Origin of the sequence: Vagococcus silagei, assembly GCF_004795745.1 — a bacterium.
Taxonomy (GTDB): domain Bacteria; phylum Bacillota; class Bacilli; order Lactobacillales; family Vagococcaceae; genus Vagococcus; species Vagococcus silagei.
Genome location: NZ_SDGV01000008.1, coordinates 13,840 through 39,850, shown reverse-complemented (window position 1 = coordinate 39,850; position 26,011 = coordinate 13,840). Strand labels below are relative to the sequence as shown.

The following is a 26,011-nucleotide window of genomic DNA, read 5'->3' as shown; positions in this document are numbered from 1 at the left end:
TCACACTTTCCTTATAATAATTTTTTCATAATGACCGCATCCTCCACGGGTTCACGATAATATTTTTTACGAGTAGCTATTGATTCGAATTCAAGTTTGCGATAGAGATGTTGTGCTGCAAGATTGCTTTTGCGAACTTCTAAAAACAATGCTTTCATCGCTATTTTTTTAAGTTCAATCAATGCTTCTATTAAAAGTCTTTCACCAATTTTTTGTTTTTGAAAAGCTGGTGAAACGACAATATTTATTAATTCCGCTTCATCAAACAACACCTGAAAACTTACAAAAGCAATTATCTCTCCTTCGTATTCTTCAAAATAGTAAACAGAAGTTTCTTGTTCAATGTGTTCCCTATACTGCGCCTCAGTCCACGAATGATCCCCAAAGCCTGCCAAACTAACTAAATAACACTGATGCGCAAATAAAGCGAGTTCGCTCTCACTTTTTTCAAATTTCTTCATTTGTATCAGCTCCTAGGTAGAGACTCATATCAACAGCATCTTCATGATTTTCTCGATAGTAATCACGCTTAATCCCTTTTGTGATAAAGCCAAAACGGTGATACAGTCTAATGGCACTTTCATTTGAAGCTTTAACTTCCAAGGTGACGTAATTTTTATTATGAACACGAGCATACTGCTTGGCTTTCTCCAAGAGCATTGAGCCAATACCACGATTTTGATAATTTGGTAAAATTGCGATATTGGTGACATGTGCCGCTTCGCCTTCAAGCCTTAAACCAATAAAACCAACGACTTCCCCTTGATATACAACTTTTAAATAACTTCCTGAGTCTTTGCGACTTAGTTCAAGTAAAAATATCGTGTAACTCCATGGTGATTTCCCACCATAAAGCTGTTTTAAAATATGTTGTAGATACGGGATATCAATCATACGCACTTCTTCGACATGAAATCCTTCTGTTTGATTTATAAGTGTATCATCATACTCGCTCAACATAGCTCTTTCCCTCACTTTTATGAGTTTTTAGCCAGTTTTCTTCTGCTTCAACTAGTTTTAAATATTGCGGCGTAAATTCATCAATTGAGGATACTTTTTCACCGATATTTTTCACTAATTGCATCGTTCGAGGAAGAATTGAATCCGCTATATAATTTGCTTGCGGCATCTCTGTTGCGATCATGCTTTCAAAAACAGGCACATCTTCTCCAATAAACAATATTTCGTCATTTTGTTCTTTTAACTGAGTGAATAATTCATAAATTGATAAGTGACCGTCCGGTTTTACAACACGCATTTCTCCGTTTTGCCACTGATAAATACCAGTATAAACATTATCTCGTCTCGCATTAATAAGTGGCACAATTAATCCGCAAAACTGTTGTGGCGCACCTGCTGCAATGATTGCTAAACTCGATAAACTGTATAAATCGGCTTTCAGTGTCCACGCTAATGTTTTAGCTGTTGTCACAGCAATCCGTAATCCAGTATATGAACCTGGACCGCTAGCAACTAAAATTTCGTCAATATCACTTGGTTTAAGCTGATTTTCTTGCATCAAAAAATCAATTGCAGGCATCAAAGTCACACTATGATTCTTTTTATTTGTTGAGACATATTCCGCCATCAAGTTTTGATCTTGATATAAACTAATGCCCATTGTTTTATTTGAAGTATCTATTCCTAAAGTAATCAAATCTCATCGTCCTTTTTATCATATTCGGTTATATTGTAGCATATTTAGAAGTCACAATTTTATTTAATTTGCTTTTCTTGCTTTGAAATTAACTGCTCAAGATGCTTTAAAATATCTAGTTGTGTCCCTTCGTCGAACTGACTCAGTTCTACATAAATTTTATGGGAAGTCTTCTCAACCTGATTTTCATTTTTCTGTTTTGGTAAAACTGTTTCAACTATAACGTCAGGAGCATTAGTATCCTGCACTGCAAATCCTTGTAAGCCATCACTCATAAACGGATGAATGACTCGTAAAAAATCAGTCGTATAACCTAATGCATTCAAAGCATCGAGCATTTGGTTATAGACATCTTCCTGAATCCATTTTCCCATTCCTCTTTTAGCAAAACACATTAACTGTGTTTCAATTTTAGAAAAACTAGTCGTATCAAATTGACAGAGGATACTATGAAGTTCTTCAAAATATTTTTTCGGCATCTGTGGCTCTTCCTTTGAATGCGCTAAGCGTTCTTGAATTTGAACAGCCCAAAATGCTGTTTGTGACTTCAAACTTTCTGAATCGATATAATCCTCTAAATGATCTACGAAATACTTTTTCGCAGCCTCACTAGTAACTGGTAATTCATTGCCTTGCCGTTGAGTCAATTTTTTCAAATATTCATAATCAGAAAAATAAACTGGTAAATTAACGTTCTCAAAGTCAATCATCCGCAAAAGGAACTCGCAATTTAATGTTCCGAATTTGTTCAATTGCTGTTTTTTATACAACAGTGGCATCAACTTACGCCACAATTGATTAGGAAAAGTTTGTTCCTTTCTGATTAACCATAATAATTCATCTAAAGCATAGTCAACATTATTAATTTTTTGATTAATTTCACTAGCAACATGAGATGGTAAGTTCAAATGATCCTTGAAATGTTGCCTGCCTAATTTTATTTGTTTACCCGTTTGTTTTGACACCACAATATATTGATATTTTAAACGACGACCGCATTCACAAAAAAGCATGTATTTTTCTTCATATTTTTCTGGATATCTCGCATCGACTTTTAAATCTAAAAATTGCCAATCAGAAGCCTCTAAATAACTATTTTTAACAAATTCAGAGCGGACTAAGTATTTACGATGTGCATCTAAAACTAACCGCTGATCTTTCGTTAATTTTGCATAAATCTCCCAGCGTTCTTTATTTGACAATGGGCGTAAATCACTTTTTTTTATTTCACTGTAATTATCTTTCATATTCTCGTCGCCCCTCATCAAATTTCTCTTGTTATCATATCAAATTTTCGTAATCTTTTCCCATTCTAGACTTCAAAAAAAATAAAAAGACAAACAAAAATTTTGTTTGTCTCTTCTATCACTCAGCAATTATTCTAAGTCTTTTCTTTTAGGAATACCTTGTTGCGCACCATGTGCTTGAATACTCAGACTTGCTGCGTGATTCGCAAATTGAATTGCCTCAATCATTGAGTGCCCTTCTACGATTGCTGCAGCAAAATAACCATTAAAGGTATCACCTGCACCTGTTGTATCAACTACTTTTTCAGAAGATACTTTTCTAGCTGGTATTTGCACAATTTTAGCACCATCATGATAGATCGCACCTTCATCTCCCAATGTAACGATGAGTTTGTTTGGATATTTAGCCAATACAGTTTCTAAATCTTGCTCTGGAAACATAATAGCAAACTCTTTATCATTTGGCGTTAAATAATCAACTTTCTCGATTTCAGTTTGTGTTAATGTTAGTGCTGGCGCCGGATTTAATAGAACTGGAACGTTCATTTCCGCACCCTTCTTAATGACAAATTGAATCGTTTCGTAAGGTATTTCATTTTGAAGGACAAGCATATCCATTTTTTCCATGGCATCCAAATACGGTTTTATGCGTTCCGACGATAACTCGTAATTACTTGAAGGCACAACAATGATGCGGTTATCACCATCTTTAATTTGGATATGAGCTGACCCACTTTCCATATTCTCGATAACCTGCATCATCTCAGTGTTAACACCTTGATCGTTTAAATTTTGAATGATTTTTTGTCCGAAGACATCATCGCCAACCGCTCCAAGCATAAATGTTTCAACACCCGCACGGCAAGATGCTATCGCCTGATTTGCACCCTTACCACCAAAAAAGGTTTTAAAAGATTCACCAATTACAGTCTCACCTTCCGCTGGAATAATTTCAGATGTGACGACAAAATCAGTTGACATACTACCTATGACCATAATTTTTTTCAATTCAATCACCTCTCGAGTTTTAATAATTAACTACTTTCATATCAGATAACAAGTTCAAAAACAGTTTTACTATCGAATCACTCTAAACATCCCCGTCATTTGTGGCGCATAATTATTAAAATCAAACGCCTGATAAAATTTTTCATTTCCTTCAGAAGCAAACAAACCAACAAAAGCTTTTTGTGGTGCATTTTGCTCTAGATAATTTAACAAGTCATTCATGATTAATTTACCAATTCCTTGTCCTTGATAATCTGGATGAACCACCACATCTTGAATGTAAAAATAGACGGCTCCATCTCCAATAATCCTACCCATTCCAATTAGCTTTTCGTCATTCATTATTAAAACCGAAAATAATGAATGCTCAATAGAAATTGCTGCCGCCTCAAAATTAATAGCTTCCTCCCACCCCACACTCTCACATAACTCTTGATATTCTTTAAGTGTGGGTTTCTGATCCTTGATTACACAATAATTCACTTGAAAAACCTCCTACTCGCTTCAATTAAATTTTAACAAAACAAAAATACCCCGTAAAGAAGTATCTGACACTTCTTGTACGAGGTATTTTCATTCACATTATTTTGTAAAGTTATCGAAATATCCTTGGATAAAGACGATTGGTGTTCCTTTATCGCCACTACCTGATGTTAAATCAGCAAGTGAACCAATAAGGTCGGTTAAACGACGAGGTGTTGTACCTTGTGCTTCCATTTTACCAGTTAAATCAGTGTCTTTTTCATCAATATGTTTTTTGATTGCTTCTTCTAATTCTTTTCCGCGTAAACCAGAAAAATTATTATCAGCAAGATATTTTAATTTCACTTCATTTGGAGTACCAGCTAAGCCATCTGTAAATGCAGGTGAAACAACTGGATCAGCAAGCTCCCAGATTTTTCCAACTGGATCTTTAAACGCACCGTCTCCATAAATCATGACTTCAACATGTTTACCAGTTTTTTCTTTTAATAAGGCTTGAATTTTATCAACAACTGGTTGACAGTCGCGTGGGAATAATTTAATCGCATCTTCGGTTGATTTGTTTGAACCTAATAATCCATAATCTGCATTAAATCCACTACCATTCACTGATTCTGATAAAATATCGTCTAATGTATAGACTGTTTCTGCACCATTATCTTCTAAAATGCGTTGTGTTCTAAAACGAGTGTGAATATCACAAGTTAAAACATGTTTTGTATAATCTAAAATTGTTTTCGGTTTTTGTGAGAAAACAACTTCACATTCTGCACCTTCTGAAGAGATTAATTCTTTATAGTACTCAACATAATCGACACCTGTAAAGGTATGCTTATTATAACCAAATAATTCTCTAAATTTTTCTTCTGTTAAAACATCTGTCCAAGGATTAACACCTTTTTCGTCAAGTTCATCCAATGAAATTAAATGGTTACCCACTTCATCCGATGGATAGCTTAACATTAAAACGATTTTCTTAGCGCCTTTAGCAATTCCTCTTAAACAGTTTGAAAAGCGATTACGACTTAAAATTGGGAAAATAACACCAATTGTTTCGTCTCCGAATTTCTGAGAGACATCTGTTGCGATTTGATCAATTGTTGCGTAGTTTCCTTGTGCACGTGCAACGATTGACTCTGTAACTGCTACAATGTCTTGATCTTGAACATCATATTTTTCATTTGCTGCTGAAGTTAAGATACTCTCAACAACAATCGATTCAATGTTATCCCCTTCATTAATGATTGGACAACGTAACCCTCTACTTACTGTACCGACTGTTCTTTCCACGATAAATCGCTCCTTTGGCTCAATGCCAATTATTCTTATTACTCTTGTACTATACATGGAATTATGCTATAAGTAAAATTAATAATCAGAATAACTGATATAAGGAGGGCTTATATTGATTAGCAAACTTGATCTATACCGTATCTTTAATGCCGTTGCAGAGCAAAATAGTTTCTCCAAGGCCGCCAAACAGTTGCACCTATCACAACCAAGTATTAGTCAGTCCATCTTACAACTTGAAGAGGAGCTCGATACAATACTCTTTAATCGTACTAGTCGAGGAGCAAATTTGACCTCTGAAGGCGCGTTACTATTCGACTATACTAAGCAAGCCTTAACTTTACTGCAAAACGGAGAACAAAAACTAATTGATTTCAAGAATCTTGACACCGGTCAAATCACAATTGGTGTTGCCGATACTTTGTCTCGATATTTTTTATTGCCTCATTTAGAAACCTTTCATGATTTATATCCAGACATTCATTTTAAAATTATGAATGGCACCACATTCGAATTAAGTCAATTATTAAAAACAGGTCAACTTGATTTAGCCATCTGTAATTTTCCTATCGATGACGATCAGTTTGAACAAATTGTTTGTCAAGAAATCCATGATATTTTTGTTTGCGGAAATGAGTTCGCTAAAAAACTACCAGAAACACTTAATGTTGAAGATTTACCTTATTATCCACTCATTATTCTGGATGATAAATCTAATTCACGACAGTTTTTAGATCAATTTCTCGTCAAAAAAAGAGTCCAAATTGAACCCGAATTCGAACTTGGCTCACATGAATTACTATTAGAATTTGCAAAAATTAATCTTGGAATTGCTTGTGTGACAAAGGAATTCTCACTTAACTATTTGAGTTCACAGCAACTTCAAGAAATTAAACTCACAACTCCGATACCCAAACGGTCAATTGGTATTATCTATTTGAAACAGGTGGCCCTTTCACCAGCTGCTCAAAAATTAATTGATACACTCGTGAGTGAAATTCAGAAAACTGAATAAGCCTAAAAAAGGACTGTGACATAAGTACGTCACAGTCTCCATTTTCAAACTAAACGGTGTCACAGAAGTAGCTTCTTCGGAAATAAGCCGCAAATCGCAAAAATTTGAAAAACAATTTTCGTGATTTCCTTCTTATTTCTTGAAGCTGAACACTTCTGTCACAACCTCTTTAAACATTATTTTAAATTTTGCGTAAAGAAATCAATACTACTCTTAACTAATTTATCTTGTGATTCACGATCTTTTTCGTAAATACCCATACCATGACCAACATTTTCAAGTAGAACTGTTTCTGATTTAGCAGCATTCTTTAAGCTGTTTTGAACATTATCAGTTACTGATTTTAAAACGACTTTATCTTTTCCACCAGTAATTAATAGTGCATTCCCTTTATAAGCGTCAATATCTTTAACAGATTCGTCAGTATTTAAGTCTTCCAATAAAGCTTGACTGACTTCAATATCGTTACCGAAAAACTCAATTGTTGAATGACCTTTTTCTTTTGCTTCACTAATTTTATCGTCTAATACCTTACCTTCAAGTGTACCTTCCCAATTTTTAGAAATTAGTGGTGCCCACAGAACAATTGTATTCAAAGGTGTTTCTTTTGAAACAAGACTCGTGATACGACCACCCATACTATAACCAAGCATACCTACTTTATCTGCGTCAATATTATAAGTTTCTTTCATGAATTCAATTGCTGATAAAACATCATCAGTATTGTTTTTCATTGAATATTCAGTTGTTTTTTCTTTGCTTTCGTTACAACCAGGAAAATCAATTCTTATCGAAGCTACACCATTTTTAGCAAGATTGTCAGCAACTTCAGAAAATCCGCCAGCTTCATCACGACTTCCCATAAATCCGTGTGCCAGCACGACAAGTGGCATCTTCTCTTTTGTATTATCCTGTGGCATTACAATTGTTGCTGGAATTATTGTACCTCTTTTTGATTTTAATTCTGTCGCTTCTTTTTTATCTTTTTCTTTCACAGTCGAACTTGTTTCTGTTTTTGCCGACTCTTCTTTTTTAGATGACTCATTTGTTGAACAACCACTTACTAACCCAAATAAACTAACTAAGACTAATCCTAAAACTGCTTTTTTCATTTCATCTTCTCCCTTAAAAAACATTGTAATCCCTTACAAAAGAATTGTACCAACGTCTGTCACTTCTCGCAACAATAATATTCCAACGTTATTACTTAAAAAATATGTTATTATTTATAAAAGGAGCTGAATTTATGATTACTTTTAGCGATAAAAAAATATATAATCAAAACGATTTAATAGAATTATATGAAAGTGTCGGCTGGACAAATTATACAAAAGATAGCCAAGTACTAGCAAATGCGATAAAACATTCACTTTATGTTTATACTGCTTGGGACAACGGAACATTAATTGGTCTAATTAGATGTATTGGAGATGGCACAACAATCTTATACATTCAAGATATTCTAGTCAGACCAGACTACCAGCATATTCAAGTGGGAAGCACGTTAATGAAACATACATTAGATCATTTTCCTGATATCAGACAAAAAGTTTTACTAACTGAAGAAACCCCAAAAACGCGTAAATTTTATGAAAAATTTGGATTTTCGTCTTGTGACCAAGGAACGTTAGTTGCTTTTTATCGATCTTTCTAACCAATGCATACAATGAAATACTCTCTATCCCTTATATTATATAGTATAATTAAAGTGCATTTAATGAGTATGTCAAACTAAAATGATACTCTCTTTCTTAAAAACTAGGATAAGCATTCATACAGTCAAGGAGGATACAACAATGAATTTACTTTTACATGTAAGTCAAGTAGAGCGTTGGATAGTTGCCGTTGGAAACACAAAAAATTATTTAAAAGAAGAAAAAACTTCTCGTGTCGAAATTGTCTTAAATTCAGAAGCTGTGAGTCTCTTTAAACAACCCACACATGATTTTTTAGAAGACCTCATCGAATTATACTACCTTGGTGTTGAAATTTTAGTTTGTCGCAATTCTTTGATGTCTTTAAATATAACTGAAAGTACATTGCCAAAAGAAGTAACTGTCGTTCCAGCAGGAATCTTTGAAATTGTAGCGAAGCAAGCCGATGGATTTGCTTATGTCAAACCGTAAAACGGAGGAAAGAAATGAATCAGAACTATTCTACCCATTTTGGTGTCTACGGCGTTTGTATTCAAAACAATAAACTTCTTTGTATTCAAAAAAATGGTGGACCATATATCAATCGATTTGATTTACCCGGAGGAACACCGATGATCAATGAGAGTCTCAGCGAAACATTGGAAAGAGAAGTTTTAGAAGAAACAGGATTTAATCTTAAATCATATAAAAACTCGAGAACATTTGATTGTTTTGTTCATGAATCAAATCGCGTCGTCCATCATATTTTTGTTTTATTTGATATGATTCTGTTAAAAAAATCCCAAGATATTGAGGAAGAGGTAAACGGAGAGGCAAATGATTCGAGTGGTATAATTTGGTTTCCCTTAAACGAACTCAACCTATCAAATTCATCACCTATAATTCTAAAATTACTTTCAGAACTAAATAACGAGCAAGACTTACACGACCGACTAGATTACCACAATTGGCGCGTTATCTAAGGTGATGAAGCTGGCGCTTAGGGATGAGCAGTAAGGTAGTTATGATAATCAGGCGCCTTTTGCCTGAATATCATAATGGACTTAATGCCGAATCCCTGCCAGTTGAATCCCGTTTATCACAGCTAAACCTAAAAAAAGAGGCGTGACTGTTTAAGTCACCCTCTATTTTTATTTAGTTGAATCTTTTTTAATTAATCCATAAGGAAGAATAATTGTTTTTTCATCAATTTCTTCTTTGTTCATTAATTTAGTTAATAATCGCATTGCTACCGCACCAATATCATAAAGTGGTTGAGAGATACTTGTTACGCTAGGGCGAGCGATGTCTGTATATAGCGAGTTATTACTTGTGATAATTTCAAACTCTTCTGGAACTTTAACGCCATGATCAGTTAAAGTATTTAATAACCCAACTGCTAACTCATCATCTGCAACAACAGCTGCTGTTGCACCACTATTTTGAATACGATCAAACAGACCTAAACCTGCTTTGTAACTATAATCACATTCAAAGACAAGACCTTCATTAAAACTAATTTTTGATTCAGCTAACGATTTTTTATATCCGTTTAAACGGCTAACACCATTGATTGGGTCAATTAAAGCACCTGAAACAAAAGCAATTTTTTTATTTCCGCTCTTAATTAATTCATCTGTAGCATCTTTTGTTGCCTCAAGGTAATCAATATTAACTGATCCAACTTGATTATCTGGATCAATTGAACCTGCTAAAACAACTGGTGTTTTAGAACGAGAAAATTCTCCGCGAACTTCATCCGTCAAGTGATGTCCCATAAAAATAATACCATCTACTTGTTTAGCCAATAATGTATTTAATACATTTATTTCTTTTTTGTCATCACCATCTGAGTTTGCTAGGATGATATTGTATTTGTACATAGTAGCAACATCATCAATCCCTCTAGCTAATGATGCAAAATAAGTATTAGCAACATCAGGAATGATAACACCTACTGTTGTTGTTCTTTTACTTGCTAAACCTCTAGCTACAGCGTTTGGACGATAGTCTAGACGCTCAATAACTTCTAGTACTTTTTTTCTAGTCGCTGGTTTTACATTTGGATTCCCATTTACTACACGAGAAACAGTAGCCATAGAGACTGATGCCTCACGGGCAACATCGTAAATCGTAATTGTTTGTTTTTCCATTAGTGTTTCTCCTTCTATTTTTATTAAAATATTGCGCTTTTCCATATTTTTTCTATGTTTATCGTTATGATAGTATCAGACTTATTTAGATTATGCAAGCGTTTTATCTACCTTTTCATGAAAATAATTTATTCTTTTCAAAAAATTAAATAAAAAAACTTCCTAATCAACACTTTTGAAAATATTGATTAGGAAAGAGTTTAATCCGCTTTTATTTCGCCTTCAATAACATCAGTCAAATCTGTTGCAATATCAGAGCTTGTTAATTCAATTATTTCTTCTGGTCTTTCAACTATATGTTTACTACTTGTTTCAAACTCTTTTGAAGCTTGTGAAGCTTTTTCTTTTAATTGATCCATCATTTCTGCAGAAGTCAATTTTGCCTGATCATAGCGTTGGTGAATTGTTTCCCCTAGCCAGTCATATTCTTCAGCTTTTTCTAAAGCTAAATTTTTATATTCTTTTGCTTTTCCTTCAGATAAATCATCTAATTGCTCTAATAAATCTGTACGTAATTCTTTACCACTTTTCGGAGATAATAATAAGGCTGCTGCTGCAGCTGCTGTTCCTCCAATAATTGCTCCTAATAGAAATCCCGACTTTTTACTCACGCTATTTCCTCCGTCCTATTCTTCGTTCTTGTTTTTATTTTTATTTATTAAATTGCTAGCTGTTTTCGCTGCTTTACCTACAACGGTTGCAGTCACCGCTGTTTTACCTGCTTCACTTACTTTTGATAGTACTTCTTTACTAGAAGCATTTAATTCAGATACGCTAATACTTAAATCAGCTACTGCTTCAAAAAGTGGGTCAATGGTTTCAGCTTTTTTAGTCACATCTTTCAGTAACTCATTACTATTTACTAAAATTGTCTCTGATTGTTGTAATAAGACATCGACATCTTTTGTTAAGATATTTACTGTTTGATCTGCCTGATCTAGGATGCGATTCACTTTCAAAGTACTCTTGTTCACTTGTTGATTAATTGAGCGTAAGAAAAATAAAATTCCTAACACTAAAACAACAAATGCAATGGATGCAATAATTGCGGCTATTTCAAATACAGACATTATAAAAACGCCTACCTTTCATTTTCAACTACTGGTTTCAGAATACCATTATCTGCTTAAATTCTCAATCAATAAATGATATAATGTATAGAAACTAATAACTGGAAATGGAGTGACTATTATTCAATCAACTGTATCATCAACGGACCAAATTGAACTTTTAAAACACACTGGAGAAAGTCTCAACGTTCTTCAGAAATTTTGGCAAAACCTTGATTGGGAAAAAATATTAAGTGTTTTAATTTCAAAAGGTTTATTAATTGTTATTGTCTTAATTGTTTTAGGAATATCTAGAAATCTTTTACTTAAAGTTCTTGCGAATTCCTTTGAAAACTACAAAAAGAAACAAGGCCAAAACTCAGGTCGAATTGATACCCTAGAGACTGTTGCACGCAACTTTTTACAATATCTCTTATTTTTTATTGCCATTTATTGCGTCCTGACGATTGTGGGCATACCAATAGGATCACTAATCGCCGGAGCTGGAATTGCCGGAGTTGCCGTTGGACTTGGTGCCCAAGGATTCATCAGCGATGTTATTTCCGGATTTTTCATCATTTACGAGCGTCAAATTGAAGTTGGTGATCACGTTATGATAAACGCTATCGAGGGACACGTGACTCAAGTAGGATTGAGAACAACTCAAGTCAGAAGTTTCAACGGGACACTCAATTATATCCCTAATCGAGAAATCTTAACGATTAGCAATCTTTCACGTGGTGATCAACAAGTTCTTATTGATATTAGAGTTAATCCTGAAGAAGATATTGATAAAGTTAAAAGATTAATCGAAGAAGTCAATCAATCGATTGGTGATACTCTAAAAGATTTAACTGCTGATATTACCATTGTTGGCCTCGTGACTCTACCAAACGGAGCGTTTGCTGTCCGTGTTATTACATATGCAACTGCTGGTCAGCAATTTGGTATCAAAACGACATTAACGACCGCTTATATTGAAAAATTAACGGAAAATGGTATCACTATTCCGTCAAGTCCTATTAATGTAACTGTTTAATTTTATTTTACAATATCATTTTATTACGAGGAGTTATTTCATGTTTTATATTTTAGCAACTATCCTAAGTCTAAGTTTATTTTTTGGTTTTAAAAAAAATAAATCAACAAAATTTTTACCTACGACAATCATGTTAATATGGATATCGGTGCTTGTCACCGGTTGTTCAAGCACAAACTTAATTTCTGAAACTGTCGGTCGAGGTGATCCTGAAAATACAGAAAGTCGTAAAATAGATAGTTCCATAAATTTAGCTGATTTAGAATACGAGGGACAACAAACAATTGAGATAAATGACAATAAGCCAAACTTTTCCAAAGGCGAGCTTTCAATGAAGAACGATGCATGGGAAAAGTATGGTGAATTAGACCATTTAAATCGTGTAACTTCAGCGGAGGCAATGCTTAATCAAAGTCTAATGCCAACCCAAAAAAGAGGCGATATTTCCGCAGTGAAGCCTACAGGTTGGAAAAACAAGAAAATAAAGAATGGTTACTTATTTAATCGTTCTCACCTTATTGGACACGCATTAGCAGGCGAAGACGACAATTGGCAAAACCTCATGACTGGTACTAGACAACTTAATAGTCCTGAAATGGTGCGCTTTGAAATGGATGTTAAGCATTATTTGGACCAATCAAAAGACCATTATGTCAGATACTCAGTAACGCCTATTTTCCGCGGAGATGAGCTTTTAGCTCGTGGCGTACAAATGAGAGCTCAATCAATAAATTCGAATGCTATTTCATTCAATATCTATATTTTCAACATTCAAGATGGCGTGACTTTAGATTATCAAGATGGCTCAAGTACTTTAACTGAAACCACACAACATTATCAAGAAAAAATTGAAGTTTCTGAAACAGAAGAGAAATCCACTGAAACAAATTTAAATAAAGAAGAAACATTTCTTGATGAACATGGAAATGGTTTAATCAAAGGATCAAACAATAAAATTTATCATCTTCCGGATACAGAATTTTATGATAAGGTGACCAATCCAAAAGAAATGTTTAAAACAGTTTCTGATGCTGAACAAGCAGGATATCGTGCACCAAAGAAATAAAAATGAACCGTTGAATGTCAAAATAACATTCGCGGTTCATTTTTTTACATTAACTTCTCGATTTTGAAACGTGTGGTAAGAACAGCATACATGAAAATATGATTAAGTGTAATATAACAAGTTCAACTGGAAGATATGTATTTTTCAGTTTTTCTGAAATAACCCAATACTCACTAGACTTGTCACTCGCTCCTTTTTTTTGAAAGTTATCTTCCTTCAAATGAATTAACAACATGCTCTGCTAATACATAAGTTGTAACAGTTCCCACCCCACCTGGAACTGGCGTGATACTCTTGACTTTTTTGTAAACATCATCATAATCGACATCTCCGTATATTTCACCATCAACACCAACGTTAATTCCCACATCAACAACAATTGTGTCATTCGAAATAAAATCTTGTTTAATCAAATGTGGTACTCCAGTTGCGGAAACAATGATTTCAGCGCGACGACATTTTTCAGCTAAATCAACCGTATCCACGTGGCAGACTGTAACCGTACAACCAGCTTCTACTAACAACAAGCTTAACGGACGACCGATAACAAAGCCAAAGCCCACAATAACAACGTCCTTCCCTCGCAAGTCAACATTTTGATAACTCAATATTTTGAGAACTGCTTCAGCTGTACAAGGTAAGAATCCCTTTTCTTGATCCACATAAATTCTTAGCGTATTTTCTGAACCAAAACAGTCGACATCTTTTTTAGGATCAATGGTTTCCATCGCATGTTTTAAATTCAAATGTTGCGGAATTGGGCTCAAAAGTAAGATGCCACTATTTGTCGAATCTTGATTTATTTTATTAAACGCCTGATCAAAATCTGCTTGGTTGATTTCTTTAGGTAATGCCGTAACTTCAACATTAATATTTAATGGATTAAATATTCGTTTTAACGATGCTTCATAAGCTAAGTCACTGGAACGAGACCCTACTCTTAATACCGCAAGTTTTGGTTTTAATTCACCGTAATCTTTCGTTTTTAATTCATTTTTTATCTTGGCAACAACATCTTGACCTAAAATATCTTTGTTCATTAGAAAACTCCTTCAATACTTTGTCTATTCGGTTATTATAATTATGGCTTTTTCTGTCTATCAACTGTCAAATTGCGTAAAAACACGAGATGTTAACTATCTATAGAACTTAATTTCTGATAAACTTTAAAAAAGGAGTTGTTTAAATGAACAAACGTCAAACAATACAACTGATTTTAGGTTGCCTTGCCGTTCTATCCGCTATTGCCTTACTCATTGTTTTAAAAATTTTATTCTTTGAATTAAATTCAATTACTTCTTACCCGTGTCTTTTGATTATAACATATGGTGTTTATCTAATTTGGAAAAGTCGCCATGTGAGAGTAACACAAGAGAACAAATCCTATCGAACAAGAAGTCCACAAAACATTATGATTGGCATAGGAATGTTGATTTTAGCGGTTATTTTATTTTTCATACAATCACCTGAGTTAAAAAGTTGGCCAGCTGGATATGTGATATATACCATGTTTCTTATCTCTTTGGCTATTGGTGGTTTGATTCTCATTATTTTAGGTTTAATTGGAAGTAAACGTTACTACATAAAAAAATAAATTCTATAATCAACTCAGGTTAACTTATTTTGTTGATTTATATGGAAATAAATTATTATGAACATCTTAAATCTTAATGCAGAAATTGACTACATTAGCTAATTGGTATACGCTTAATTTAGCAAGATATAATAAAAAGTATAAGTACTGGAGGCGATTTCTAATGATGAATAAAAAACGTTGGACAACTGGTAAAGATGGTTATGATCGCCGTTTAATCTCACGTGACCCCTTTAACTCATATCGTGGATTCCCTGATGACACTACTAACAAACCTTCAAAAATGAACAACGTTAAAATTTCTGTTTTTTCACTTATCCTAACTGGACTAGTAGCAAGTATTATGTATCTAGTTTTAGTCAATCTTCCCAAGTCAATTTCTAGTCATCCCTTATCACTGATTGTCTTTATTATCTTGCTTGTTACTGTTTTTTATACTTTTAAATATGTTATTCTAACTCATATAACGAAAAAATAATCGCAAGTTTGACTCTGTTTTGGAATTTTTCAGAGTCAAACTTTTTTTGTTTTACTTATTATCCAGAATTGAATTTGAATAAAAAAACGTTATACTAATAATAAATAGCAAAAATTGGAGATAAAATGAAAAAAATACTATTTCTTATAATAATTGGTCTCTCTTTTATTTCAACTGGATGTACGAAAAAAAATCAAGTAAATCATAAAGAAACTATTCAAACCGAATCTACTGAACTAAAAGATTTAACTAGACCTGTTATTGATACAATACTTGATGAATTAACTGCAGATTACTTTGATTTTGAGCAACGCGATAAAAAACCTCTAGAAACAAAAAAAGATGCTAATAAAGAAATCAAAAAATTAAATAAAGTCAAAATAAAACTTAAAGCTTACCAGGATTCGCCAGCAAAAAATGATCTTCTAGACTTACAAAACACCTTAATCGATTATTATGAAAAAATATTAAAAGGGAATCAGTCAAGCATTGGTGAAATTGAGTTAGATATTAATTCCAAAATTATGCATATCGTAAACACCTACACATCGGAAACATAGCCCAAAATTCTGCTTTACAGAAAGTTTGTTAGGCGTCAATAATAAAAAAATATTGAGATTGTATTTAACGAGCGTTATACTTATTAGAGATAAAAAATTTGGAGGATAATAAATGAAAACAACAAAATTAGTGATTGGTATCTTGAGCATTGTGCTTTCAGTGTTTGTTGGATTCCAATCAATGGTTGCTGGTTTAGGTAACACAATTTCAAAAAACGGTGAAGTTGGCGGAAGTGGCGGCTTTTTAGTAGCCATCGTTCTATTAGTGGCTGGTATTGTTGCGATTGCAACTAGAAAAGGCCAAAAAGGTGGTTTTGTTGCTGGTGGATTCTACATTGTTGGTGCCATTCTTGGTTTTGCAACAGCTGGTAGTTATGGCGACCTTAAAATTTGGGCTGGACTTTGTCTAATCTTCGGATTAACATTTATCATTGGTAGTTTCATCTCAAATAAAAATGCAAAAAAATTAGCTGCTTCAAGAAAAAACAGACCAAGAAAACGCCCAAATAATGGAAATGGAAAAAAACGCAGAAGATAATTCTACGTTTTTTTATACACAAATCTTATTGAAAAAACTCCCGAAAAAGCGCCAAATTTCGTAAAATTTGGACTTTTTGAGAGTTTATTTTTTATAAGTAAAACATTGATTTACAGACGTTCGTTTAACTCTTTAGCTAAATCTTCAAAGCCTGGTTTACCTAGGAGCGCAAACATGTTTTTCTTGTAAGCTTCCACTCCTGGTTGGTCAAATGGATTCACACCATTCAAGTAACCAGAAATTCCAACTGCAATTTCAAAGAAATACATTAAGTATCCTAAAGTATATGCATCAGTTTGAGGAATATTAATGACGAAGTTTGGCACATCTCCATCAGTATGAGCTAACAATGTTCCTTGGAAGGCTTTTGTATTCACAAAATCAATATCTTTTCCTTCGATATAGCCTAAACCATCAAGATCTTTATCCATTGTTGGAATTTTAAGTTCATGACGTGCTTTATCAACTTTAATTACTGTTTCAAAAATGTTGCGGCGACCTTCTTGAATATATTGACCTAGAGAGTGTAAGTCAGTTGAAAAGTTCGCGCTAGATGGGTAAATTCCTTTTTGATCCTTACCTTCTGATTCACCAAAAAGTTGTTTCCACCATTCTGAGAAGTATTGTAGACTTGGTTCGTAATTAATAAGTAATTCAGTAACTTTACCTTTACGGTATAAAATATTTCTTAATGCAGCATATTGATACGCTTCATTTTTTGTTAAATCATCAGAAGAATAAGCAACACGCGCATCTGCAGCACCTTGCATTAAACCATCGATATCTGCACCAGTTACAGCAATCGGTAATAAACCAACGGCAGTCAAGACTGAGAAACGTCCACCAATATCATCAGGAATAACAAAAGTTTCCCAACCTTCAACATCAGCTTCTGTTTTAACAGCACCTTTTGCTTTATCAGTTGTTGCGTAAATACGTTTGTTAGCTTCTTCTTTTCCATATTTATTCACTAATAATTCTTTGAAGACACGGAACGCAATAGCTGGTTCTGTTGTTGTACCAGATTTTGAAATAACGTTAACTGAAAAATCTTTGTCACCAATCACATGAATTAAATCAGCTAAATAGCTTGAACTAATACTATTTCCAGCGAAGAAAACTTGTGGTGCTTTTCTTTCTTCTTGGTCAACTAAGTTATAGAATGAATGATTTAAGAAATCAATCGCAGCTTTCGCACCTAAATATGAACCACCAATTCCAATTACAACTAACACTTCAGAATCTGATTGGATTTTTTTAGCTGCCGCTTTGATTCGTGCAAATTCATCTTTATCATAATTTACTGGTAAATCAATCCAGCCTAGATAATCACTACCTGCACCTGTTCCTTCTCGAAGCTCTTTGTGGGCAGAGCTTACTTGAGCTTGCATATAGGCAAGTTCATTTTCCCCGATAAAATTACTTACTTTAGAATGATCAAAATTAATATGTGCCATAATTACCCTCCTAAGTTTTATAGTGTCAATACACTTCAACAGCTACATTTTAACATTTATTGAGTTAATTCTCATTATAATTTCTGAAAAAATCACATTTTGTTACGAGTAACATTTTCATATTAAAATATTAGCTTAAACCAGTCCTTGGCTGACCATTGCAGTTGCAACTCTTTGGAAGCCAGCAATATTAGCTCCTGCCATTAAATCCATTGGTTCTGCATACTCTGCCGCAGTATCACGACAAGTTTCATAAATAGACAACATGATTGCTTCAAGTTTTTGATCAACCTCTTCAAAAGTCCAAGGTAAACGTTGAGAATTTTGAGCCATCTCTAACGCCGATACTGACACACCACCAGCATTTGCAGCTTTTCCAGGACAGTAGAAGATGTTATTTTGTTTCAAGACCTCAACTGCGGCCATACTTGTCGGCATGTTTGCACCCTCACCAACAATTTTAACACCTTGCTTGACAAGATTTTGCGCACTGGCTTCAGAAATTTCGTTTTGCGTTGCACATGGCAGAGCAATATCAAACGATAAATTAACATCCCAAATATTTTCTTTTTCGAAATATTTTGCGTTAGGACGCAGCTTCACGTAATCACTGATACGACCACGTTTCACTTCTTTAATTTCCTTAACAACTGCTAAATCAATACCATCTTCATCAATGATATAGCCTGATGAATCAGAGCACCCATAAACTTTTGCGCCTAATGCTTGTGCTTTTTGAATGGCATAAATCGCAACATTACCACTTCCAGAAACGAGCACTCGTTTATCTGCAAGTGAATCTCCTTGATCCATTAATAAATGATTAACAAAGTATACAAGTCCATACCCTGTTGCTTCTGTTCGCGCTAGACTGCCCCAAAATGAAACAGGTTTTCCTGTTAATACACCAGTTTGATAACCATTTAAACGTTTGTACTCACCAAATAAATAACCAATTTCACGGCCACCAACACCAATATCTCCCGCTGGAACATCTAAACTTGGACCGATATATTTTTGTAATTCTTGCATAAAACTTTGACAAAAGCGCATGACTTCGCCTTCTGATTTTCCTTTTGGATCAAAATCACTACCACCTTTACCGCCACCAATCGGTAATTGCGTCAAACTGTTTTTAAATATTTGTTCAAATCCTAAGAATTTGATGATACTTTGATTAACAGTTGGATGGAAGCGGATTCCACCTTTAAATGGGCCTAACGCAGAATTATATTGCACTCGATAGCCTGTATTCACACACCACGCACCATTATCAGCCATCCATGGCACTCTAAACTCAATAATGCGTTCTGGAATAATTAACATTTCAAGTAAGTTTTTCTCAACATACTCAGGATTTTTTTCTAAAAAAGGTGCTACTGTGCTTAAAAACTCGTCCACTGCTTGTAAAAACTCAGTTTGATTGGAGAATTTCACTTCGAGTTTTCCCCTTAACTCATCTAAATAACTTTGTACATCTTGCACATGAACCACTCTCTTTCGTTTTTTAATCTGTTTTCAGTATACACTTTTTAAGATTAGAAAAAAATGTTTAAGATTAAAGAAATCTCATTTTATGAATATTTTAAAAGAAAACAAGATTAATAAAAAAATGAAAACCATTTCAGACTTATGTTATACTGAAATTAAATACAAATAATCATCGTTTATTTTTAATTTTCTGTTATTCAAATAATATTTTATTAATAGATAAATATAATTAGGAGGTTGCGACATTGAGAAAAACAAGTACTGAAGCAAATAAAAAATGGCAAGCAAAAAATCCAAAATATTCTAACTATTTAAAGAAACGGTCAGACTGTCGCAACTTTCTGAAAAAATGGGCGAACCAAGACGACTTAGATGAAATGAGAAAACTTATCAGAGAACGTGACTTTGCCATTCAAAATGGAACCGCCTTAAATGTTACCGTAAAAAAGCAAGAATAAAATTGTAGTGAAAAACAAATAGTTGTCACAAAATACAAATAGCCTCCGATAATTAGACTGAAAACATTAACTAATTATCGGAGGCTTTACAAATTTTTCATTTTAGAGAAAATACTTTTACTTCACTCTTTTTCTCTTTCATTAACCTGGCTTATTTTGTACCATTGCATTTCCAATGACATTCTACAAATCGCTAAATATATGAAAAACACCAAAAAGACGAATTCTATATTCTCTTTAAAAGTAATAAAGAAAGTCAATAAAAATAATAGTAGTCCCAAACATGCACTAAAAAACATGTACCTTCCTCTATATCTATTACTAAATTTTAGATAGTTGACTTTGTCTTTCCTAAAAAAATAAGTTAAATCACTCCACAATACCGTTGGTGTAAAATATGAGATACTTCCTACTAAAGAAACCAGAGCGATTCCACCAAATAAAAACCTCAAAATAAACCCCCCCCGTATAATATCTATTTATTATTGATAAATATACCACAACACTTACTAAATCAAAACCGATAACTAAACTAATGGAATATCTGTTTTAATTGATAGCCAATCATGTCAGTCATCAATCGAGGCAATTTTTGAATTTCTTCACCAACATCGATTCCTCTAGGGAATGAAAATCCTTGATTCCAAACGAAATCAAAGGTTTTTTCATTTTGTTGATTAGGTTTGCCTATTTGAAAAGAGAAAATTTCAATTCCGCATTCTAATAAATCAGTGATGGCCTCCTTAGCAGCTCCTGGAAAGCTTGAAGCACCATCAGTTACTTCAAAAACAAAATATACTAATTCTCCACGTTGTATTTTTAATTTATCTTGCGCTGTCAAATCTGCCAAAATTTGTTTAAAACAACTTGCATCATCAGTTGCTCCGTCTTCTCCATTTAATAAAGTCACTGATTTTATGATTTTACTTTGCATTTCTTTCTGATCTGCCAAAGCAAAGGGTTTCACTTGATAAAATTGACTACCAAATAGCCATGTCTGCGTTTGAAGTTGGACTCGTTGATTTAATTTAACTGTGCTTTGTTCTAAGTAACGATTAAAATCCTCAAGTGACAACAGTGTAACAGCAACTGTTTCGCGAGCAATTTCAATTTTTTCAGCATTCATCGAACCAGAATTATCAATAACTAAAGCAATCCGAATGGCTTCAGGTAACTTTTTGGCTTGCGTTTCTAATAAATAGCGACTGAAAATCGGTAAATTTTTATAGTTTCCTGTTTGTTCAGCTTCATCGAGTGCAACATAATGATGAATGACACTATTCACATCTAGCAATCCTTTAAGTTGTTGATCTTTTTTGATGCTTTCTTCTTTTTTTGCCTCTCCTATCATTTGCTGCCAAAATCGTTGTAACTCTTGTCTTTGTGGTGCGACTTCAGCTGCATAATTTTGAAAACTCTTTAATTCCTTTGGACTCACATCAAAAGTTTCAAAACGAATTTGTTCGCCTAATATTTCATTTTTTAATAGTTGATTTTCTTGTTCGTCTTCCAGCAGTTCTGCTAAAATTTCTTGTTCTTCTTCCGAACTGGACTCCATTGACTCTTTCTTCTCTGTTTCATCTAAATCTTCAGAAGATTCCTTTCTTTCTAATTCTCCTTCTTTAGACCCAGAACCTTCATTATCAAGTGTAAATGACATCTTCATAATATCCGCTTGCCAAATTCTTTCAAATTCAGGATAGATGAAACTTTTTATTAATGTCTCAATTTGAAAAACATCAATCGATTGAACCAATTGTAATCTTATTTCAGAAGATAGAAATGTATAAAATGGTTGTCCAAAAATAACTGGCAACTTAAAGATAGCTTCAAAATTGGTATTTGAAATCCCGCATCGCTCACATAAGAATGATTTCGCAAATTGTTGATGTGGAGATAGTTTCTTCATTTGTAGTTCGGCATAGTCTTGGGTTAAAAAATATCTTTTAATTTTTTGCATTTCAATAGTTGAACGATAAATTGGACAACGTTGTAACACAATTAATAAAGCGAGATAACGATCAAAACTAAACAAAAACTGCGACATTTCTTTTTCAATATACTTTTTTAAATAATTTGCCGAATATTTATTTTGAATTGCTACCTCTTCAGTCTGTAAACGACGCACAAAAAAAGCGGTCATTTGATTGATTTCCTGTTGCCAGCGTTCGAGTCGATTTAAATACGCAGCGGGTTGTTTTTTCCAATCAGGATATAGAGCTAATTCATAGTAAATGTGAAATAACATCAAATTCGCATCAATCTCTTCATCTAGAAAGCGATCCAATGGCAGATATAACGTTCTTTCGCGCGGCGAGAAATTAAGCTTGGTTATATTGGGTTGCGGAACATACTGAATCGTCGCATCTCTAGTATACGTAACCAACGAACGATATTCGCGTTTCAAAAAAGTTTGACAGTGTGCTTCTGATTCTATAATCAGTCCCTCTTCATCGTATTCATTCATTAGAGTCACACTCCTCAAAAAATTTAAGTTTTAGCAAATCCTCTCCTTGATTCAGTCGCTCAACCTCCAATAAAAATACACCTTGTTCTAAATCAAAACTTAAATAATCATGATCAAATAATGGACTCATGCCAATTAAAAACTGCTCTTCTTCAGTTGCATACGGATTTAGGCACCATTTTGACGCAATTTTTTCTAATACATAAAGATAACCATCATCAGTTTGAACGAGGACCGTTTCTTGTTGCCAACAGGCATCAACAAAGTTTCCTGGCGTCTTTGGTAACCTATTTAACTTTAATTGATTGTCGTAATCCATTGAAAGCAAGCCCCATTCATTTTCATGTGTTAATACAAGTATGTCTTGTTGGACTGAATCATTCATGGATAGTGGTAAAATTTTGAGAATGCTTGCTCCAAAAAGAGTACTTTGATGACTAAAGTGCCATTCAGACTCATTTTTTTGAAGCAAGAACACCTCTCCATCATCATCGCCAATCAGGACAGTATCATTAATAAGTGCTATTCCTGTAGTCCATTCTATTTCAGGAATTTTTGTAAGTGATTTTAATTCATAACATATTTTATCGGAACCAATTTTAATTGTCAGTTCTTCTAGAACTGGAAAATGACGTGAAATTAAAAAAGTGGTTGAACTCAATGACAATAAAATAGAGGCTTGCTTAAAATCAGGAATGACTTGTTCCGATACTTGTTTAACCATCAGAGTATCTTTATAACTGATGATAAAAATAAAACCAGATTGACTTAACGCAAGACAAGTATCAGCATCAAACTTTGTTAAAGAAATAAACCGTTCTCCAAATAATTTAACTGGTGTTCCAATTTTAATTTCTGCTGTATTTTCAGAACAAAGAACACTCTGTAACTGACCATTGCGATGTAAAATAATAAATTGAGATTTTGATAACGCTACTATATCCTGCAAATCAAGTCCATCAATCTCTTCTTGATAAGCGGTTAAAGTTTTAATATTGAGATGAACTTTTTTTCTCTGAGCTTCTTGATTTTGATATTTGGGTAACAGTTTTGCTAACAAATTATCTTTTTCAATTTCCAATTCAGTCAGATCTTGTTTAAAATCTTTTGGTAAAACACCCGATTCTTTCGTTCGATTTAGCTGCTCTCGGAGTTGACTAACTTTTGAAGAGTAGGTTTCAGAATGATTCATTGCACTCATTCCTCCTCTTGTGCAACTTGAGACTGCAACCAATCTAAGTACTCTAATTGACTTAATCGTTGATTCATCTCTTCATATTCTTTACGACTCAAATTTGCTTCAGTATGTTGTTTTTCAAAGATGAACTCTTCTAATTGAGGATAATTTTTTTGTCTTTGTGGACGTTCTCCAAAAATGAGATGCATCACGTCACCGATACTACGGTATTCCATTTTTTGACGTTCATAATTATAGTCTGTTGTTCTAATATCTTGATACGTTGTTGTTGCACTTCCTGTAGCCTTAGCCTGAATATTCCAGCCTTCATCTGACGCGAAAAAGCCAAAACGGACGGCCTGAGCTAAGATATAGTTTTGATCATCGGGATAGGTGATTGAACTAATAAATCCTTCCCAAAGTGCTTGACTCAGATCCATCTCTTCACCATTGTTCCATTGATCTAAAACATGGATAATATTTCGAATTGATAGAACTGACTCTCTTAATTCTACCGAAGTAAATTGTTCATCCGCTCCTTCTCCTTGCCATTTTCCCATAAAGACATTCTGCGTCAATCGTGAGAGTTGAGCCAGTTGGAACAATTCATTCAGATTTCTTTCCATATTTGGAAGTGCAATCCCTCCACTGTCTTGTGCCAAACGCGATAACATCACACGAAACAACTCGTTCTCAACTGGATCTTTTTGTTCGAGTAGTGTGCCATTTAACTGTTGCGGAACATAATTATATTCAATTGTTACAAATCGTGATTGAAAAGCTGGATTCAATTGATTCGTTCCTTCATAATTTATCAATTGCGTCGATAAGTTCCCTGTTCCGATAAATGCAAATCCTGGCTGAATAGTTACAGGACCAATACCCGTAATATAGGCCGTTTCTCCAACATGTCGCTGCAATAGATCATTCAATGCAATTAAATTTTGCATGGCAATTGTGTTTAATTCATCGACAATCACTGGACGACCTTCCTTGATAGCAATTAAAATTTCACGTTCAATTTTTTTAACTGTCGTGCCAAAAGTATTATTTTTAGCAATCAACAGGTCCGAAAAACTCTTCCAGATTTGTACTTTTAACTGTAATGCTTCATCTTGAGTCACATGTTGAATCACATTTTCATGTTCCTTAATCCATTCGCGATAGTCTTCAATCATGACATTCAGATAATCTGAAAAAGAATCATGCGTAAATTGTTGTTCCAAAGATAAAGTTTTTTCGACAAACATATCTTCATAAGTCAGATTATGGGAACCAGAAATAAAGAGAGGTTGAATGGCGGCAATCTCTTCTTTTGTACCATGCACTAAAATATCTTCATAATAATGAGAAAGATATTGATATTTTTCATTAAAAACCTTCATTGCTTCTTGTTCAGAACAGTCCTGATTCAGCATAAACCAAGTATCCATCTCTGTTTCTAAAGTCGCTTGTATTTTATTTTGAATCGTAAAATCAACTGCCGCTTCGATAGCTAACTGAGTTTTTCCGCTACCCAAGTGACCTACTAAATAGACAGGCTGACTCACTTCCAAGGATTGGATAATTTTTTGTTTTGTATTCGAGACATACGGAACTGGCACTAATTTTTGCGTAGCACGACACTTGATATCATTTAACCACTGTTCTTCATAATAGACATCCCACGCTTCTGGTGAGGTTTCTAAAAGTAGTTCAAGTTCCTGCTTGAATTTTTTTATTTGATCGACACGAAAACGTGTTGCCGGTGTACTCCCTTGTTTACCCAAGTCAGTTTGTAGTCGTTCCCATGTCAGAAAGAATTTTTGATAACGAATGGCTTGTTTGATTGCTTTGATATGACTTACTTGTTGCGCTTTTTCTTGATCCTTTATTTTCTTGTATTCTAAAAAAGCGACGGAATCAACTTGGTCCATCTCGTCCACATCGGTCTCAAATTTTCTAAAATGATTAAAGAAGGAAAGTTCAATTTCTTTATTTTTCGTATTTTCTTGGAGAGATAATCTAAATTCGCGTCTCTGATCTTGATCATATAATTGTTCTAATTCAGCGATTGTTTGCTGTCTATTCATCTCTAAACTCCTCTCAAATAATCCTTAATAACAAATTAAGACCCCGTACGAGACGAGATCTTAATCTGAATTATTCAA

The 26,011-nt window shown here is 33.9% G+C and carries 28 protein-coding genes; 11 read left to right on the top strand and 17 right to left on the bottom strand.

The window, feature by feature from the left end; all coding sequences use genetic code 11:
• Positions 1 to 11 precede the first annotated feature (11 nt).
• The 7 genes from rimI (ESZ54_RS03605) to ESZ54_RS03575 form a co-directional block, all read right to left on the bottom strand.
• Entirely contained in the window at positions 12 to 461 is a 450-nt protein-coding gene (rimI, locus tag ESZ54_RS03605) for a ribosomal protein S18-alanine N-acetyltransferase (protein WP_136136319.1), read from the bottom strand.
• Complete coding sequence (gene rimI / locus ESZ54_RS03600; RefSeq protein WP_136136318.1) at positions 448 to 960, bottom strand: ribosomal protein S18-alanine N-acetyltransferase; 513 nt, start codon at positions 958 to 960, stop codon at positions 448 to 450. Before rimI (ESZ54_RS03600) ends, rimI (ESZ54_RS03605) begins: the two co-directional genes overlap by 14 nt.
• Complete coding sequence (gene tsaB / locus ESZ54_RS03595; protein ID WP_136136317.1) at positions 944 to 1,657, bottom strand: tRNA (adenosine(37)-N6)-threonylcarbamoyltransferase complex dimerization subunit type 1 TsaB; 714 nt, start codon at positions 1,655 to 1,657, stop codon at positions 944 to 946. Before tsaB ends, rimI (ESZ54_RS03600) begins: the two co-directional genes overlap by 17 nt.
• A gap of 59 nt (positions 1,658 to 1,716) precedes the next feature.
• Positions 1,717 to 2,904 (bottom strand): hypothetical protein, encoded by a 1,188-nt coding sequence (locus ESZ54_RS03590; RefSeq protein WP_136136316.1) that lies wholly within the window; start codon positions 2,902 to 2,904, stop codon positions 1,717 to 1,719.
• Positions 2,905 to 3,033: 129 nt separating this feature from the next.
• Positions 3,034 to 3,921, bottom strand: a complete 888-nt coding sequence (locus ESZ54_RS03585; RefSeq protein ID WP_239433737.1) for a ribokinase — start codon at positions 3,919 to 3,921, stop codon at positions 3,034 to 3,036.
• A 60-nt stretch (positions 3,922 to 3,981) separates the two neighbouring features.
• On the bottom strand, positions 3,982 to 4,395 hold the full coding sequence (locus ESZ54_RS03580; protein WP_136136315.1) for a GNAT family N-acetyltransferase: 414 nt from the start codon (positions 4,393 to 4,395) through the stop codon (positions 3,982 to 3,984).
• A gap of 99 nt (positions 4,396 to 4,494) precedes the next feature.
• Positions 4,495 to 5,685, bottom strand: coding sequence for a coenzyme F420-0:L-glutamate ligase (locus tag ESZ54_RS03575; RefSeq protein ID WP_136136314.1), 1,191 nt, complete (start codon positions 5,683 to 5,685; stop codon positions 4,495 to 4,497).
• Positions 5,686 to 5,800: 115 nt separating this feature from the next.
• Here ESZ54_RS03575 and ESZ54_RS03570 point away from each other — a divergent pair, with 115 nt between their 5' ends.
• On the top strand, positions 5,801 to 6,700 hold the full coding sequence (locus ESZ54_RS03570) for a LysR family transcriptional regulator (RefSeq protein ID WP_136136313.1): 900 nt from the start codon (positions 5,801 to 5,803) through the stop codon (positions 6,698 to 6,700).
• Between the two features lie 176 nt (positions 6,701 to 6,876).
• On the opposite strand, the gene ESZ54_RS03565 is transcribed toward ESZ54_RS03570, so the two are convergent.
• The gene (locus tag ESZ54_RS03565) at positions 6,877 to 7,812 is read right to left on the bottom strand and encodes an alpha/beta hydrolase family protein (RefSeq protein ID WP_162615083.1); all 936 of its coding nucleotides are present in this window, start codon (positions 7,810 to 7,812) and stop codon (positions 6,877 to 6,879) included.
• A 134-nt stretch (positions 7,813 to 7,946) separates the two neighbouring features.
• On the opposite strand from ESZ54_RS03565, the gene ESZ54_RS03560 reads away from it, so the two are divergent.
• From ESZ54_RS03560 to ESZ54_RS03550, 3 genes are all read left to right on the top strand, one after another.
• The gene (locus ESZ54_RS03560; protein ID WP_136136311.1) at positions 7,947 to 8,354 is read left to right on the top strand and encodes a GNAT family N-acetyltransferase; all 408 of its coding nucleotides are present in this window, start codon (positions 7,947 to 7,949) and stop codon (positions 8,352 to 8,354) included.
• A 142-nt stretch (positions 8,355 to 8,496) separates the two neighbouring features.
• Entirely contained in the window at positions 8,497 to 8,826 is a 330-nt protein-coding gene (locus tag ESZ54_RS03555) for a DsrE family protein (protein ID WP_136136310.1), read from the top strand.
• 14 nt (positions 8,827 to 8,840) lie between these two features.
• Positions 8,841 to 9,317, top strand: a complete 477-nt coding sequence (locus ESZ54_RS03550; protein ID WP_136136309.1) for an NUDIX hydrolase — start codon at positions 8,841 to 8,843, stop codon at positions 9,315 to 9,317.
• Positions 9,318 to 9,485: 168 nt separating this feature from the next.
• Here ESZ54_RS03550 and ccpA read toward each other — a convergent pair whose 3' ends face one another.
• The 3 genes from ccpA to ESZ54_RS03535 form a co-directional block, all read right to left on the bottom strand.
• Positions 9,486 to 10,487, bottom strand: a complete 1,002-nt coding sequence (gene ccpA / locus ESZ54_RS03545) for a catabolite control protein A (protein WP_136136308.1) — start codon at positions 10,485 to 10,487, stop codon at positions 9,486 to 9,488.
• Between the two features lie 200 nt (positions 10,488 to 10,687).
• Positions 10,688 to 11,098, bottom strand: coding sequence for a YtxH domain-containing protein (locus ESZ54_RS03540; protein WP_136136307.1), 411 nt, complete (start codon positions 11,096 to 11,098; stop codon positions 10,688 to 10,690).
• Positions 11,099 to 11,113: 15 nt separating this feature from the next.
• Positions 11,114 to 11,557 carry a DUF948 domain-containing protein gene (locus ESZ54_RS03535; protein ID WP_136136306.1) on the bottom strand — a complete coding sequence of 148 codons (444 nt, stop codon included), beginning with the start codon at positions 11,555 to 11,557 and terminating at the stop codon, positions 11,114 to 11,116.
• 112 nt (positions 11,558 to 11,669) lie between these two features.
• On the opposite strand from ESZ54_RS03535, the gene ESZ54_RS03530 reads away from it, so the two are divergent.
• Together ESZ54_RS03530 and ESZ54_RS03525 are read left to right on the top strand one after the other, a co-directional pair.
• The gene (locus tag ESZ54_RS03530; protein WP_162615082.1) at positions 11,670 to 12,575 is read left to right on the top strand and encodes a mechanosensitive ion channel family protein; all 906 of its coding nucleotides are present in this window, start codon (positions 11,670 to 11,672) and stop codon (positions 12,573 to 12,575) included.
• 40 nt (positions 12,576 to 12,615) lie between these two features.
• On the top strand, positions 12,616 to 13,641 hold the full coding sequence (locus tag ESZ54_RS03525; protein ID WP_136136304.1) for a DNA/RNA non-specific endonuclease: 1,026 nt from the start codon (positions 12,616 to 12,618) through the stop codon (positions 13,639 to 13,641).
• 206 nt (positions 13,642 to 13,847) lie between these two features.
• On the opposite strand, the gene ESZ54_RS03520 is transcribed toward ESZ54_RS03525, so the two are convergent.
• Positions 13,848 to 14,681 (bottom strand): bifunctional 5,10-methylenetetrahydrofolate dehydrogenase/5,10-methenyltetrahydrofolate cyclohydrolase, encoded by an 834-nt coding sequence (locus ESZ54_RS03520; protein WP_136136303.1) that lies wholly within the window; start codon positions 14,679 to 14,681, stop codon positions 13,848 to 13,850.
• Between the two features lie 146 nt (positions 14,682 to 14,827).
• On the opposite strand from ESZ54_RS03520, the gene ESZ54_RS03515 reads away from it, so the two are divergent.
• The 4 genes from ESZ54_RS03515 to ESZ54_RS03500 all read left to right on the top strand — a co-directional run bounded on the left by ESZ54_RS03515 (position 14,828) and on the right by ESZ54_RS03500 (position 16,811).
• Positions 14,828 to 15,235 (top strand): hypothetical protein, encoded by a 408-nt coding sequence (locus tag ESZ54_RS03515; protein WP_136136302.1) that lies wholly within the window; start codon positions 14,828 to 14,830, stop codon positions 15,233 to 15,235.
• A 163-nt stretch (positions 15,236 to 15,398) separates the two neighbouring features.
• Positions 15,399 to 15,713, top strand: coding sequence for a hypothetical protein (locus ESZ54_RS03510; RefSeq protein ID WP_136136301.1), 315 nt, complete (start codon positions 15,399 to 15,401; stop codon positions 15,711 to 15,713).
• Positions 15,714 to 15,838: 125 nt separating this feature from the next.
• On the top strand, positions 15,839 to 16,273 hold the full coding sequence (locus ESZ54_RS03505) for a hypothetical protein (protein ID WP_136136300.1): 435 nt from the start codon (positions 15,839 to 15,841) through the stop codon (positions 16,271 to 16,273).
• 112 nt (positions 16,274 to 16,385) lie between these two features.
• On the top strand, positions 16,386 to 16,811 hold the full coding sequence (locus tag ESZ54_RS03500; protein ID WP_239433736.1) for a hypothetical protein: 426 nt from the start codon (positions 16,386 to 16,388) through the stop codon (positions 16,809 to 16,811).
• Positions 16,812 to 16,921: 110 nt separating this feature from the next.
• Here ESZ54_RS03500 and ESZ54_RS03495 read toward each other — a convergent pair whose 3' ends face one another.
• Both ESZ54_RS03495 and gdhA read right to left on the bottom strand, forming a co-directional pair.
• A complete protein-coding gene (locus ESZ54_RS03495) occupies positions 16,922 to 18,268 on the bottom strand; it encodes a glucose-6-phosphate isomerase (RefSeq protein ID WP_136136299.1) in 1,347 nt (448 codons plus the stop codon).
• A gap of 135 nt (positions 18,269 to 18,403) precedes the next feature.
• On the bottom strand, positions 18,404 to 19,753 hold the full coding sequence (gene gdhA, locus ESZ54_RS03490) for an NADP-specific glutamate dehydrogenase (protein WP_136136298.1): 1,350 nt from the start codon (positions 19,751 to 19,753) through the stop codon (positions 18,404 to 18,406).
• A 251-nt stretch (positions 19,754 to 20,004) separates the two neighbouring features.
• Between gdhA and ESZ54_RS03485 the strand changes: the two genes are divergently transcribed.
• The gene (locus ESZ54_RS03485; RefSeq protein ID WP_136136297.1) at positions 20,005 to 20,217 is read left to right on the top strand and encodes a hypothetical protein; all 213 of its coding nucleotides are present in this window, start codon (positions 20,005 to 20,007) and stop codon (positions 20,215 to 20,217) included.
• A 532-nt stretch (positions 20,218 to 20,749) separates the two neighbouring features.
• Here the strand turns inward: ESZ54_RS03485 and ESZ54_RS03480 are convergent.
• The 3 genes from ESZ54_RS03480 to ESZ54_RS03470 are packed head-to-tail and all read right to left on the bottom strand — an operon-like array spanning position 20,750 to position 25,933.
• A complete protein-coding gene (locus tag ESZ54_RS03480) occupies positions 20,750 to 22,684 on the bottom strand; it encodes a vWA domain-containing protein (RefSeq protein WP_136136296.1) in 1,935 nt (644 codons plus the stop codon).
• Positions 22,677 to 23,876 (bottom strand): hypothetical protein, encoded by a 1,200-nt coding sequence (locus ESZ54_RS03475; protein WP_136136295.1) that lies wholly within the window; start codon positions 23,874 to 23,876, stop codon positions 22,677 to 22,679. Before ESZ54_RS03475 ends, ESZ54_RS03480 begins: the two co-directional genes overlap by 8 nt.
• A 5-nt stretch (positions 23,877 to 23,881) precedes the next feature.
• A complete protein-coding gene (locus ESZ54_RS03470; protein WP_136136294.1) occupies positions 23,882 to 25,933 on the bottom strand; it encodes a hypothetical protein in 2,052 nt (683 codons plus the stop codon).
• Positions 25,934 to 26,011: the final 78 nt, after the last annotated feature.